Origin of the sequence: Lutimonas halocynthiae, assembly GCF_030409835.1 — a bacterium.
Taxonomy (GTDB): domain Bacteria; phylum Bacteroidota; class Bacteroidia; order Flavobacteriales; family Flavobacteriaceae; genus Lutimonas; species Lutimonas halocynthiae.
In genome coordinates this window covers 251,418-263,867 of record NZ_JAUFQO010000004.1, presented here as the reverse complement: position 1 = coordinate 263,867, position 12,450 = coordinate 251,418, and the positions used below count along the sequence as shown (strand labels likewise).

The 12,450-nt window shown below is 35.8% G+C and carries 12 protein-coding genes; 9 read left to right on the top strand and 3 right to left on the bottom strand.

Annotation, left to right across the window (positions count from 1 at the left end):
* Positions 1 to 52 precede the first annotated feature (52 nt).
* The 6 genes from QWY87_RS06970 (at position 53) to QWY87_RS06945 (ending at position 7,214) form a co-directional block, all read left to right on the top strand.
* Positions 53 to 1,210: a formimidoylglutamase gene (locus tag QWY87_RS06970; RefSeq protein ID WP_290289779.1), complete on the top strand. Its 1,158-nt coding sequence runs from the start codon at positions 53 to 55 to the stop codon at positions 1,208 to 1,210.
* Positions 1,211 to 1,361: 151 nt separating this feature from the next.
* Complete coding sequence (gene porK, locus QWY87_RS06965) at positions 1,362 to 2,765, top strand: T9SS ring complex lipoprotein PorK/GldK (RefSeq protein WP_290289778.1); 1,404 nt, start codon at positions 1,362 to 1,364, stop codon at positions 2,763 to 2,765.
* 52 nt (positions 2,766 to 2,817) lie between these two features.
* Positions 2,818 to 3,450: a type IX secretion system motor protein PorL/GldL gene (gene porL / locus QWY87_RS06960; protein ID WP_290289777.1), complete on the top strand. Its 633-nt coding sequence runs from the start codon at positions 2,818 to 2,820 to the stop codon at positions 3,448 to 3,450.
* Positions 3,451 to 3,502: 52 nt separating this feature from the next.
* Positions 3,503 to 5,047 carry a type IX secretion system motor protein PorM/GldM gene (porM, locus tag QWY87_RS06955; protein WP_290289776.1) on the top strand — a complete coding sequence of 515 codons (1,545 nt, stop codon included), beginning with the start codon at positions 3,503 to 3,505 and terminating at the stop codon, positions 5,045 to 5,047.
* Positions 5,048 to 5,060: 13 nt separating this feature from the next.
* Positions 5,061 to 5,957 (top strand): type IX secretion system ring subunit PorN/GldN, encoded by an 897-nt coding sequence (gene porN, locus QWY87_RS06950; RefSeq protein WP_290289775.1) that lies wholly within the window; start codon positions 5,061 to 5,063, stop codon positions 5,955 to 5,957.
* A 198-nt stretch (positions 5,958 to 6,155) separates the two neighbouring features.
* Positions 6,156 to 7,214 carry an NAD(P)/FAD-dependent oxidoreductase gene (locus QWY87_RS06945; protein WP_290289774.1) on the top strand — a complete coding sequence of 353 codons (1,059 nt, stop codon included), beginning with the start codon at positions 6,156 to 6,158 and terminating at the stop codon, positions 7,212 to 7,214.
* Here QWY87_RS06945 and QWY87_RS06940 read toward each other — a convergent pair.
* On the bottom strand, positions 7,211 to 7,585 hold the full coding sequence (locus QWY87_RS06940) for a DUF983 domain-containing protein (RefSeq protein ID WP_290289773.1): 375 nt from the start codon (positions 7,583 to 7,585) through the stop codon (positions 7,211 to 7,213). The two genes, QWY87_RS06945 and QWY87_RS06940, sit on opposite strands and share 4 nt — an antisense overlap.
* A gap of 55 nt (positions 7,586 to 7,640) precedes the next feature.
* Between QWY87_RS06940 and QWY87_RS06935 the strand changes: the two genes are divergently transcribed.
* A complete protein-coding gene (locus tag QWY87_RS06935) occupies positions 7,641 to 9,554 on the top strand; it encodes an ABC-F family ATP-binding cassette domain-containing protein (RefSeq protein WP_290289772.1) in 1,914 nt (637 codons plus the stop codon).
* 31 nt (positions 9,555 to 9,585) lie between these two features.
* Here the strand turns inward: QWY87_RS06935 and QWY87_RS06930 are convergent, their stop codons facing one another.
* Positions 9,586 to 10,158 carry a DUF4136 domain-containing protein gene (locus QWY87_RS06930; protein ID WP_290289771.1) on the bottom strand — a complete coding sequence of 191 codons (573 nt, stop codon included), beginning with the start codon at positions 10,156 to 10,158 and terminating at the stop codon, positions 9,586 to 9,588.
* 140 nt (positions 10,159 to 10,298) lie between these two features.
* On the bottom strand, positions 10,299 to 10,454 hold the full coding sequence (locus tag QWY87_RS06925) for a C1orf53 family protein (RefSeq protein WP_290289770.1): 156 nt from the start codon (positions 10,452 to 10,454) through the stop codon (positions 10,299 to 10,301).
* Between the two features lie 114 nt (positions 10,455 to 10,568).
* Between QWY87_RS06925 and QWY87_RS06920 the strand changes: the two genes are divergently transcribed.
* Positions 10,569 to 11,492, top strand: coding sequence for a 1-aminocyclopropane-1-carboxylate deaminase/D-cysteine desulfhydrase (locus QWY87_RS06920; protein WP_290289769.1), 924 nt, complete (start codon positions 10,569 to 10,571; stop codon positions 11,490 to 11,492).
* Positions 11,489 to 12,388 (top strand): glucosaminidase domain-containing protein, encoded by a 900-nt coding sequence (locus tag QWY87_RS06915; RefSeq protein ID WP_290289768.1) that lies wholly within the window; start codon positions 11,489 to 11,491, stop codon positions 12,386 to 12,388. The genes QWY87_RS06920 and QWY87_RS06915 overlap by 4 nt, the downstream gene beginning before the upstream one ends.
* Positions 12,389 to 12,450: the final 62 nt, after the last annotated feature.

Sequence of the window (12,450 nt, the reverse complement as noted above, 5' to 3'; positions counted from 1 at the left end):
TCGATAGGAAATTTAATTACATTGCGGCGTTTTTTATCTTTAACAATTACATATGAGCCTAGAGCTTCTTTTACCTGTAGAGGAAATCGCAGTAGCACATACTGCCTTGCAATCAGATCTATCCTTAGGAAATAAAATTAAATTACACAGCAAAAAGGATGGTTTACCAGATCTAGAGAATATTCAGATTGCCATTATTGGGGTTACCGAAAGTAGGGGAGCCGTTGATAATGTCGGCACTGGAAAGGGTCTGGAGATTATTAGGAAATACCTATATCAAATGTTTCCTGGCAATTGGCATGTAAATGTTGCTGATCTGGGTAATGTTCCAACCGGAAGTGAAACGGGCGACACCTATTTTTTAGTGCAGGAAATTTTGGGTCAGCTTATAGAACAAAAAATTACTCCTATCATAATAGGTGGTAGTCAAGACATAACTTATGCAAATTACAGGGCTTATGATAGAATAGGGAAACCTGTTAATATTGTTTCTGTTGATAATAGGTTTGATATTGGAGAAATGGATCCAAGATTAAATTCTCATAACTATCTTCATTATATTGTTATGGACAAGCCGAACAACCTATTTAATTATAGCAATGTAGGGTTTCAAACTTTTTTTAATTCACAGGAGGAAATAGACCTCATGGATAAATTGTTTTTTGAGGCCTATAGGTTAGGAGGTATAACTAAAGACATTACTTCAGTAGAACCCATACTTAGAGATGCCGATATTGTAAGCATCGATTTAGGCGCTGTTAGGGTTAGTGATGCCCCCGCAAATAATAATGCAGTTCCAAATGGTTTTTATGGAGATCAAATTTGTGCGATTGCCAGGTATGCAGGAATCAGCAGAAAATTGTCATCCTTTGGTATCTACGAGTACAATTCGAAATTTGATCAAAGAGAGAACACGGCACATTTAATAGCCCAAATGATTTGGTACTTCATTGAAGGTTTTAATCTGAGAATTGATGAATACCCTTTTGAATCTAAAAAGGACTATAAAAAGTATATCGTTCTGGTTGATAATGAAACGATAAACTTTTATAAGAGCGATAAGAGCGAGAGATGGTGGATGGAGATTGACTTTAGCCATAATAATTTAGATAAATCTACGTTAATACCATGTACCTATCAGGATTATTTAACAGCGAATAATCAGATATTACCAGAAAGATGGTTAAAAACCTTTAGAAAATTAAATTAATACACACTAAACTCGGTTTTTTAGCGTTCTTAGGGAACAAAAGAATACATTTTGTGTGGAATTTTATTTGTTTTTTTTAAAATAAATGACCGATTAAATAGTAACAATGAGTTTTAAATTAACAATAACACTTGTTAGAAAAGTAAAAATTATGAAAAAGTTATCCCTAATCCTAACCTTATTTGTCCTTGCTTTCCTTAGCAGTTGTAAATCTGGAAATGACAGAGGCCAATTGGTAGGAGTTTCGGCAAATAAGAAGTTTTTTCCTGAAAAGCCCTTCGGAATGGTATTAATTCCTGGTGGCGCATTTACGATGGGTAAAGGCCAAGAGGATGTAGCAGGATCATTTAGTGCTCCCTCTAGAACAGTTACTGTAAGACCATATTATATGGATGATACAGAGATTACCAATAGTGAATACAGAGAATTTGTTTTTAGAGTTAGAGATTCTATCCTAAGAACAAAACTTGCTATTTTGGCTGAAGAGGCTGATATAGGTGGTGGAGCTCCAGTAGAACAAAACAAAGGAGATGTAAGCGGGATTTCAAAATATAAATTCAAAGAACAAGATAGTGTTGACAATGCTTATTATAAGTATATGATGGACAATTATGGTAGTTTGGGAGATATCAACTCACCTACTGAAGGACGTTATTTGAATTGGGATGTTGAATTGGTATGGAATACAAGTGAGTTTCCTGACCAATACTATGCTGAAGCAATGGATAGTTTATTCCTTCCAATTGATGAGGCCATGGAGAGAAAAAGAAAAATTGACACTAAAAAATTGAAATATGTTTACGTTACTTTCGATGGAGCAGCTGCTGCAAAGAATAGTGGAGGTAAAAAAGATTTCTTAAATAAAGTTGAAGTCGAAGTATATCCAGACACAGCAGTATGGGTTAAGGATTTCAATTATTCATATAATGATCCAATGCACCAGGATTACTTCTGGCATCAAGCTTATAACGAATACCCTGTAGTAGGTGTATCGTGGAACCAGGCAAAAGCATTTTGTAACTTTAGAAGTCAAAAGAGAAATGATTTCTTAGCCGGTAAAAAGAAAGGTACAGGTAGAGAACCTAGTTTCAGATTACCAACTGAGGCAGAATGGGAATATGCTGCAAGAGGTGGATTGGAATATGCAAAATACCCATGGGGTGGACCTTATACCACAACTGACAGAGGATGTTTCCTTGCGAATTTTAAACCTGAAAGAGGAAATTACGCAGCTGATGGAGCCCTTTATACAGTTGAAGCAAGATCTTATAATGCGAATGACTACGGTTTGTATAACATGTCAGGAAACGTATCTGAATGGACAAATACAGCTTATAACCCATCATCATATTACTTAGGATCTACCATCAACCCGAATGTTGTTGATGATGCGAATCAAAGAAAAGTAATTAGAGGAGGTTCTTGGAAGGATGTAGCTTATTTCTTAGAAGTTGGAACCAGAGATTATGAATATGGTGATTCAGCAAGAAGTTACATTGGTTTTAGAACTGTACAAGACTATATGGGAACTCAAATGAGTGATAAAAATAAATAATCAGAATAATCAATAAAATAGCTTAATCAATAAAAATCAAAAAATTTAAATTATGGCACAATCAAAAGCAAAAAAGAAAGCGTTTAACATGGCCTATGGTCTTGGAGCCGCAGTAGTAATTTTAGGAGCACTTTTTAAGATTGCTCACTTTCCTGGAGGAACAGAAATGTTAACAATAGGGATGATAGTAGAAGCAGCGGTATTCGCATTATCAGCATTTGAACCGGTAGAAGAAGATTTAGATTGGACAAATGTATATCCAGAATTAGCTGGAGGAACAGCACTAGATAAACAAGAGGCTGACGATGCTCAAGGATTATTATCACAAAAGTTAGACGATCTTTTACAAGAAGCTAATTTAGATTCAGAAAAAATAGGAAGATTATCTGAAAGTATCAGCAATTTTGCAGGTGCAGCAGAAGGTATGAAACCAGCTACAGATTCTATCGCCGCGTCAAACAGATATGCAGAACAATTATCAGTTGCCGCTATTGAATTAGAATCATTGAACAGTATGTACATTATTCAGAAAGAAAACGCTGAGCGTCAAGCTTCCTTAAACCAGGAAACTTTGGATAATGCTGAACGATTAAAGGAACAAATGGAGTCCTTAGCCACAAACCTATCTTCATTGAATGGAGTATATGGAGGTATGTTATCTGCTATGTCAAATAGAGAATCATAGAGTTATAATTCTTTTAACAACTCAATTATTAACCCTATAAAAACTATTTAAAATGGCAGGAGGTACGCAATCACCAAGGCAAAAGATGATTAACTTGATGTATTTGATTTTCATCGCTATGTTGGCAATGAATATGTCGAAAGAAGTTTTACAAGCCTTTGGATTAATGGACAACAAGCTGGTAGCCGCAAACGATGCTGCAACAACCAGAAATAGCAGATCCTATGAGGATTTAGCGATGAAAGCTATAGAACAAAGTGAAAAATATAGCGACGAGAATGCTAAAGCAAAAAAAATTCAGGAAGTCTCTGATGAGTATAATACTTATCTTGAAGGTCTTAAGGAAGAAATGAAAGGAACTGTTGATGATCCTACGGATTATGAAACTATGGATTCTGGTAAATTTCTTGACACTAAGTTCTTTAAAGGAAACGACGGAGTTTATAACGAAGCAGGACAGGAATTTATCGATAGAATGGATAAATACCGTAACGATCTTTCTGCAGCCATGGGCGAAGGAAGTGAGAACATCAAGAACGATGTTGCAACTAGATTTTCTACAGATAAAGTAACCAATAGAGAAGGTAAAGAAATCTTCTGGTTGGATTATAATTACAAAGGATTTCCTTTAGTTGCTTCAATTACTAAAATGACGCAAATTCAGGCGGATATTAAAACCACTGAATCTGAAGTTCTTGGAAACATGTTACAAGGTCAGATGGCAAGTGATGTTAGTATGAATAACTATCAGGCTATTTTGATTCCAAATACACCAGCAACTTTACAAGGTGAAAATTTCCAAGGTAAGATTGTATTAGGTAGATATGACGGATCATTAAAGCCAGAGAAAGTAGTCATCAACGGTAAAGAAATCACCAATATAAAAGATGGTGGCGCAATTCTTGACTTTCCAGCAGGAAATGTGGGAGAGAATGCGATCAAAGGGAAATTCATTTTCATGGAAAATGGAAAACCAGTTGAGATACCAGTTGAAACTTCTTACGCTGTTGTTGCAAAACCAAACAGTGCTGTAATTTCAGCAGATAAGATGAATGTAGTATATAGAGGTGTACAGAATCCAATTACTGTATCTGTGCCAGGTGTTGCTGATAATGCTGTAAAAGCAAGCGCTCCAGGTTTGAAAAAAGTAAAAGGAATTGGAAAATATGAAATGGCTCCTGGTAAAGGTAGAGAGGTAAAAATCACTGTAAGTGCAAAATTACCTGATGGAACACCAATTACTTCAAGCCAGATGTTTAGAATTAAAGATATCCCAGCCCCTGTTGCAGCTGTAAGAGGTGAGTTCGGAATGATCAAAATGCCAAAGAGTACCTTGCAAAAGGCTACGATTAGCTCAATGCTTCCAGACTTCGTGTTCGATCTTAAGATCAGTACAAACGGTTTTAGTGTCAAAGTGCCAGGCCAACCGACTGTGATCGTAAAAGGAAGTAAATTTGATGCTTCTGCAATCAGAGTATTGAACAAGGCTAGAAAAGGAGATGTTGTGATCATTTTTGATGTCAAACAAAAATTAGTGGGGAATTCAGGTTATTACTTGAAGAATGCTTCTCCAGTAAATGTTGAAATAACAAATTAATCCATATAGAATTATGAAATTGAGAAGTTTAATAATAGCAGTAATCGGTCTGCTTTCTGTAGGATCTGTAAGTGCTCAGGCAAATTTGCTGAACTCTAAGATTCCAGAACAGGTAGGTATGAAAACACCAGAGCAGTTAGCTGCTGATAATGATATGCCTCTGCCTTATGGATATATTGATGACAGAGATATCTTATGGTCAAAAGTAGTATGGGAATACGTTGATTTAAATGAAAAGATCAACATGCCATTTTACTATCCGGTAGATACGAGTAATATCAGCTCATCAAGAAGGTCATTGTATGATACTTTGTTAAGAGGAATCAAGAGCGGTGAGATCATAGATGTTTACGATGATTCGTATTTCGAAGACAAGTTAACACTTAAGGATATATCAGGTAGATTGGCTAGAATTGATACTTCAGATGCAGGTATAGAAAGATTGAATGCAGGTGAAATTCTTACTGACGAGTATGTTGACAGAAGAGACATCACTGCAGGTGATATCGAAGGATTCAGAATTAAAGGAGTGTGGTATTTTGACAAACGTCAAGGTGAGTTAAAGTACAGATTATTAGGAGTTGCTCCTGTTGCTCCAGATGTGAACTTCATTGATAGTGAAGGTTCTCATGATGAGTTGATCGAATTATTTTGGGTTTGGTATCCAGGCGCAAGATATAATACACATGATATGAAGGTATTCAATCAAAAGAATTCTGCTTATCCATTGTCGTATGATCATTTACTGAATGCCAGAAGATTCAACGCAATCATCTATAGAGAAGAGAATATTTATGGTAACAGAGATGTTGCTGAATATATAAAGGGAAATTCACTTTTTCAAGTTTTAGAATCAGATAAACTTAAAGAAGACATTCGAGATAGGGAGCTCGACATGTGGAATTACTAATTACTGAGTTAATAAGTGAAATAACCTCTACTGAAAAGTAGGGGTTTTTTTTATGCCTTGTTCTCGAGGTGATGGGAGGTGAGGTGATGGGAGGTGAGGTGATCGGAGGTGAACCCTTCACCTCCGAACCCTTCGGATAGTCTTTTTTCGACTTGAAGTAGTATCTTTGCCCCCAGATGGTTTGATAAAGCATTAATCATGTCAGAGAAAACAGTAGATTATATTATAGTAGGCTTAGGGTTGGCGGGAATTGCTTTTGCGGAAGAGCTCAAGAAACAACAGAAGTCATTCGTTGTTTTCGAAGATGTTTCCCAAACTTCATCTCTTGTAGCCGGAGGTATGTATAATCCTGTTATTCTGAAACGATTTACTCCCGTTTGGAATGCAAAGGAACAATTGGATGTTGCCATACCTTTTTATAAAATGCTTGAAAATAAACTGTCAGCTTCATTTGATCAGGTTTTTTCTATTTACCGAACTTTTAAAAGTGTTGAAGAACAGAACAACTGGTTCATCGCTTGCGACAAACCTGCTTTACAAGAGTATATGCATCCTGAAATTGTAGATGTAGCATCAGATAGTATTGTCGCTCCGTTTAGAGCTGGAAGGCTAAAACATACCGGAAGGATCAAAGTAAAAGAATTAGTGAATGCCTATCGAGATGATCTGAAACAAAGTGGAAGTCTGATTGAGGAGACATTCAGGCACGATAATATCATTACTTGGGAAACCCACATTGACTATAAGAATTTAAGAGCTGACAAGATTGTGTTCTGTGAAGGGAATGGTATTGAAAAGAATCGTTTTTTTAATAAATTGCCATTGAACGGAACAAAGGGAGAATTACTAACTATTTATGCTCCTGATTTAAAATTGAATGATGTTGTAAAGTCAGCTATTTTTATTTTACCCTTAGGGGAGGATCATTATAAAGTAGGCGCAACGTTTAACTGGTCAGATCAAACGAACACACCAACAATAGAAGGTCGCAAAGAATTGGAAGAAAAGCTACGAACAGTTATCAATTGTAAATATGAGGTTGTTGGTCATGAAGCCGGAGTAAGACCCACTACTGGTGACCGAAGGCCTTTGCTGGGATGCCATAAAGATAATTCCAGACTTGCTATTTTGAATGGCTTAGGAACAAGAGGTGTTATGATTGCGCCATTAATGGCTAAAAAATTATATCAATTTCTTGAGAATGATATTCCCTTAGATAAAGAGGTGGATATAAGAAGGTTTAAACAGAAGGGTTAGCTTGTTTCTTTTTTATAGTGGACAAACATATTGATATACAAAAGTCTGGATATCCTCATCGTTAACGGAGTTAATGATAGAAGAATTAAGACGATTGCGGCAAAAGAACCGATCAAACCTAAGCCTAAAAAATATCCAATAATAAAAATAGCCACTGCAAGCGCTACGGTTATTGCATAGGAAACATACATGGCGCCATAAAAAAAAGATGGCTCAATCATGTATCTTAATCCGCATGATTCGCAGGTCTTATGGGTGCTCAAATTCTTTTTAAAATTCAATGTACAGGCGTGTTTAAAGAATTTACCTTCCTGACATTGAGGGCATTTGTTGTTAAAAACACTGTATAATTTAGAGCCTTTTTTGAGCATTGCGGATTAACTATATTCAATTACTTTTGCAAAGATAAATTTTTAAGATAGAATAATGCTGAATGCCCACGATATTACCGTTTCATTTTCAGGAGAAGAATTGTTTTCGGGAATTACTTTTAAGTTAAATGCAGGAGATCGAATAGGACTGGTTGGAAAAAACGGGGCCGGAAAATCAACTTTATTAAAAATAGTTGCTGGTGAACAGGAATATGATCGAGGCTCAATGGCCTTTGATAAGGAAATTAGTTTAGGCTTTTTAAAACAAGACATAGATTTTGAAGAAGGAAGGACTGTGCTTGAAGAAGCGTATCAGGCTTTTCAGGAAATCAAGACTATAGAGAAAAAGCTGGAAGATGTCAATACTCAATTGGCTGAAAGAACTGATTATGAAAGTGAATATTATCATAATTTGATGCATGATCTTGATGAATTATCTCATCGTTATGAACTGATTGGAGGTTATAATTATCAGGGGGAGACAGAAAAGATACTTGTAGGGCTTGGATTCAAACAAGAGAATTTTCATCAAATGACAGACACCTTTTCAGGGGGATGGAGAATGAGGATAGAATTGGCAAAATTATTATTGCAAAAGCACGATATTCTCTTGCTGGATGAACCTACGAATCACCTGGATATTGAATCGATTATTTGGTTTGAGAATTTTCTAAAAGGATTTAGCGGGGCGATTATGATGGTTTCTCACGATAAGATGTTCCTCGATAATGTTACAAATAGAACTATTGAGATCTCACTGGGTCAGATTTATGATTATAAAAAACCTTATTCTCAGTATTTGTTATTGAGAAACGAGATCAAAGAAAAACAGTTACAATCTCAGAAAAATCAGGAAAAAGAAATCAAACAGACAGAACAGTTGATTGAAAAATTTCGAGCCAAAGCCAGTAAGGCTTCTATGGCGCAGTCATTGATCAAAAAACTGAATAAAGTGCAACGAATAGAAGTTGATGTAGATGATAATGCGGTGATGAACGTTCGTTTTCCAATTTCTGTAACACCAGGTAAGGTAGTTGTAGAGGCAGAAGGGGTTGCCAAGAATTATGGTGATAACCAGGTACTGCAAGGAGTGGATATGCTTATAGAACGCGGAAGTAAGATTGCTTTTGTAGGCCAGAACGGACAGGGAAAGTCGACACTGGCTAAGATTATGGTAGGAGAGATTGACTATGATGGTCAACTAAAATTAGGTCACAATGTGCAAATCGGATATTTTGCTCAGAACCAATCAGAATATTTGGATGGCGAATTGACCATACTAGAAACGATGGAGAATGAAGCTACTGATGGTAATAGAATAAGGGTTCGTGATATGTTGGGCTCTTTTCTTTTTAGAGGAGATGAGGTGGAGAAGAAAGTGAAAGTGCTGTCGGGAGGAGAAAGGAATCGTCTTGCCTTGTGTAAGATGCTTTTACATCCGTTTAATGTCTTGATTATGGATGAGCCTACCAATCACTTGGATATAGCTTCTAAAAACGTACTTAAAAAGGCCTTAAAAGAATTTGATGGAACATTGATTCTTGTTTCTCATGACAGGGACTTTTTACAAGATCTGGCGTCAACGGTTTTTTCGTTCAGAGAAGGTGGTATCAAACAATATTTAGGTGACATCAACTATTTCCTTGATCAACATGAATTAGAGGATATGAGGGCAGTTGAAATGAAGTCTAAAAAAGAGAAGGAGTCTGCAGGTTCAGTGAAAAGTGGTAAACAAGGACATGCTGATCAAAAGCAAAAGAAAAAATTACAAAACAAGCTGAGTAAGATTGAAAGTGAAATATCAGAACTGGAGAAGAAGATCAGTGGTGATGATATTGAAATCGGCCAGAATTTTGAAATTCTTCAGGAAAATGAACAATTCTTTAAAGCGTACCAACAGAAAAAATCTCGTGTCGAAGAATTAATGGCATCATGGGAAGAGATTCAGGAACAAATAGATCAAATATGACCTGTTTAATGTTGTAAGATATAAGTATCAGTTAGTTTGATGAGACTTCAATCTGAGGAGGATACTGTGTCATGATATTGGTCACAAATTCGTTAATTTTGGCCTCCTTTTTATCTACATTTTTATAATATGAAAGAATGCCAACGCCTATACCTTGCCATGCTAATTCCTTCTTACGGGCATCTATTAGGTCAATAAATAGGGTTCCTTCAGTCGAACTGGAAACGTTAGAGTAGCCAAATCCATAGCCACCACCACCATAATAACCACCATAACCATAATACCATGGGTACCAGCCATAATAGCTGTTATTATTGTAGATATCAATTTTTTCTCGTGATTTTGTAAAAATATTTACAAGAAGATCCGGATTGTCAGAAGCAACCATTCCTTTGGCTTTAAGTTCTCTTTCAATGGCTCTCAGTATCCTTTTTTTATCAAGATCAGATATCTCTACTTTGTCAATTCCTTTTTTATAAAACGCATAGGTTTTAAAACCGGTAAAATCTGTTGCTTTATCATAGTCGGAATAAACGCTTACTGAAGAACAGGAAACAACGACCATTAATAAAATCAGAGAAGCTAAAGCGTAAATATTCTTCATATGGGTGTATTTATATATATAGCACAACTAAGACTTTAGTAGCAATAATCATACCAAACAAATGATTAGCGTAAACAAGAATACATAAGTTATTTACATTAAAATCATGAAAATCAAGTGTTTAATGTGTATAATGGAGCTTAAGGTTTTTTGGGATCAAATCCATAAGGGCAATGTCTGCAATTATTTTTACAACAATAGCCTCTTTTTAGATGATACTTTTCGGTAAAGACTTTATAACCTTCGCGGCTGTAATAAAAATCTTCAGGTTCTAACTTATTATTGTTAAATTGCATAGCACAAATTCATTTTCTTTATTGTTTATGCAGATCTACAGCATATCTATTCTTTCTTTTTCTCACTTGGCTAAAATAGTGAAATATAGGAGATCAATCTATAATTTTGATTAAATGGAAAGTAGTAGAAATCAAATCATTAATAATAAACTTCTTGATGAAAAGGGTGTAACGCTGGTTATAAAGAGAGAAGATGAGATACATCCCTATATATCTGGTAACAAGTACAGAAAACTGAAGTACAATCTCGAGGAGGCCAAAAAACAGGGTCTGAAAAACCTTGTCTCCTTCGGCGGTGCCTATTCAAATCATATCAGTGCCTTATCATATGCCGGTAAAAAATATGGTTTTGAAACCCTTGGCATTATCCGAGGAGATGAATTAGGAGATGACTTGGAAAAGACCCTGGCTCAAAATCCTACACTGCGTTTTGCGCATGAAAACGGTATGAAGTTCAAGTTTGTTTCTAGAGAAGCATATAGAGAAAAGGACAATCCTGATTTTAAAAAGGCACTCCAGTCTGAATTGGGTGAATTTTATTGGATACCAGAAGGCGGAACCAATGATTTAGCTATTAAGGGATGCGAAGAAATATTGACAGATAATGATAAAAAGTTTGACTTTATTTGTGTCGCAGTTGGTACCGGAGGGACTATTTCGGGTATAATCAACAAGGCAAGCGATCAGCAAACTGTATTGGGGTTTCCTAGCTTAAAGGGAGAATTTTTAGAAGCCATTATCAAAGAAAAAACAATGCCAGGTAAGCAATGGAAATTGATCCATGCATATCATTTTGGAGGATATGCTAAAATCAACAAAAATTTGATTAGTTTTATCAACGATTTTTATCAACAAACTGCCATACCCTTAGATCCTGTCTATACCGGAAAAATGATGTTCGGTATCATGGACCTTGTCCAAAAGGATTTTTTTAATAGAAATAGTTCCATATTGATGGTTCATACCGGAGGTCTTCAAGGAGTTGAAGGAATGAATCAACGATTATTAAAAAAGAAATTACCATTATTAGACGTATGAAGCATTTGAGTAAACTCCCAATTCTTATCGTTGTTTTGTTGTTTTTGGTGTCATGTGGCAGCAAACAGGCAACATCTGGCAAATCCAAAAAGAAAGAAATTAATACGAGAGAATCGTATTTGTATGCTAAAAGTGATCAGATATTTGATTCGTATAAGAAAGAGCATAAAGGAAAGGTGAATGATTTTACGATTACTTATATAGGTACCTATAAGAATATTGCTATTGATAAAATGGAGAAGTACAAGATTCCTGCTAGTATTACGCTAGCGCAGGGTATCTTGGAATCTGGAAATGGACTGAGTACCTTGGCAAAGAAGTCGAATAATCATTTCGGTATTAAATGTCATTCAGGTTGGAAAGGTAAAAAGGTTTATCATGATGACGACAAGAAGGGAGAATGTTTTAGAAAATACCCAACACCGGAGGGCTCTTTTAATGATCACTCCAAATTTTTGACAGGTAGGGGGAGGTATGAGTTTTTATTTGACTTAAAACCAGATGATTATAAGGCGTGGGCGAAAGGTTTAAAGAAAGCTGGATACGCTACAGACCGAAAGTACCCAAAGAAATTAATTTCGTTTATAGAGACTTTTGAATTGTATAAATACGATGATTTGGTTTTGGATGAAAAGGGGTATAAAAGATCCCTAAAGGATGAGCAGTATGAATATAAAGACGATGACCGTAGCATAGCTAAGAATGAGAATGTCGATGATCGTTCTATTGCGGATAATGACATTACGGATGACGATGTATTTATTACCGTTGTTAAAGGTGATACCCTTTATTCAATTGCCAGAAGTAATAATTTATCTGTGGATGATCTGAAGCGGATCAATGGCTTGGATTCAAACGAGCTGAGCATAGGTATGAAGTTGTTAGTTACCAAATAGAAAACCACCCTAAAAGGGCGGTTCTCATTCAACTCAAAATTAATCTACTAATCTAAACTCAA

Bases quoted from the DNA above. Each gene is read 5' to 3' on its own strand.
- QWY87_RS06970 (WP_290289779.1), top strand. From the start codon at position 53: ATGAGCCTAGAGCTTCTTTTACCTGTAGAGGAAATCGCAGTAGCACAT.
- porK (WP_290289778.1), top strand. From the start codon at position 1,362: ATGAAAAAGTTATCCCTAATCCTAACCTTATTTGTCCTTGCTTTCCTT.
- porL (WP_290289777.1), top strand. From the start codon at position 2,818: ATGGCACAATCAAAAGCAAAAAAGAAAGCGTTTAACATGGCCTATGGT.
- porM (WP_290289776.1), top strand. From the start codon at position 3,503: ATGGCAGGAGGTACGCAATCACCAAGGCAAAAGATGATTAACTTGATG.
- porN (WP_290289775.1), top strand. From the start codon at position 5,061: ATGAAATTGAGAAGTTTAATAATAGCAGTAATCGGTCTGCTTTCTGTA.
- QWY87_RS06945 (WP_290289774.1), top strand. From the start codon at position 6,156: ATGTCAGAGAAAACAGTAGATTATATTATAGTAGGCTTAGGGTTGGCG.
- QWY87_RS06940 (WP_290289773.1), bottom strand. From the start codon at position 7,585: ATGCTCAAAAAAGGCTCTAAATTATACAGTGTTTTTAACAACAAATGC.
- QWY87_RS06935 (WP_290289772.1), top strand. From the start codon at position 7,641: ATGCTGAATGCCCACGATATTACCGTTTCATTTTCAGGAGAAGAATTG.
- QWY87_RS06930 (WP_290289771.1), bottom strand. From the start codon at position 10,158: ATGAAGAATATTTACGCTTTAGCTTCTCTGATTTTATTAATGGTCGTT.
- QWY87_RS06925 (WP_290289770.1), bottom strand. From the start codon at position 10,454: ATGCAATTTAACAATAATAAGTTAGAACCTGAAGATTTTTATTACAGC.
- QWY87_RS06920 (WP_290289769.1), top strand. From the start codon at position 10,569: ATGGAAAGTAGTAGAAATCAAATCATTAATAATAAACTTCTTGATGAA.
- QWY87_RS06915 (WP_290289768.1), top strand. From the start codon at position 11,489: ATGAAGCATTTGAGTAAACTCCCAATTCTTATCGTTGTTTTGTTGTTT.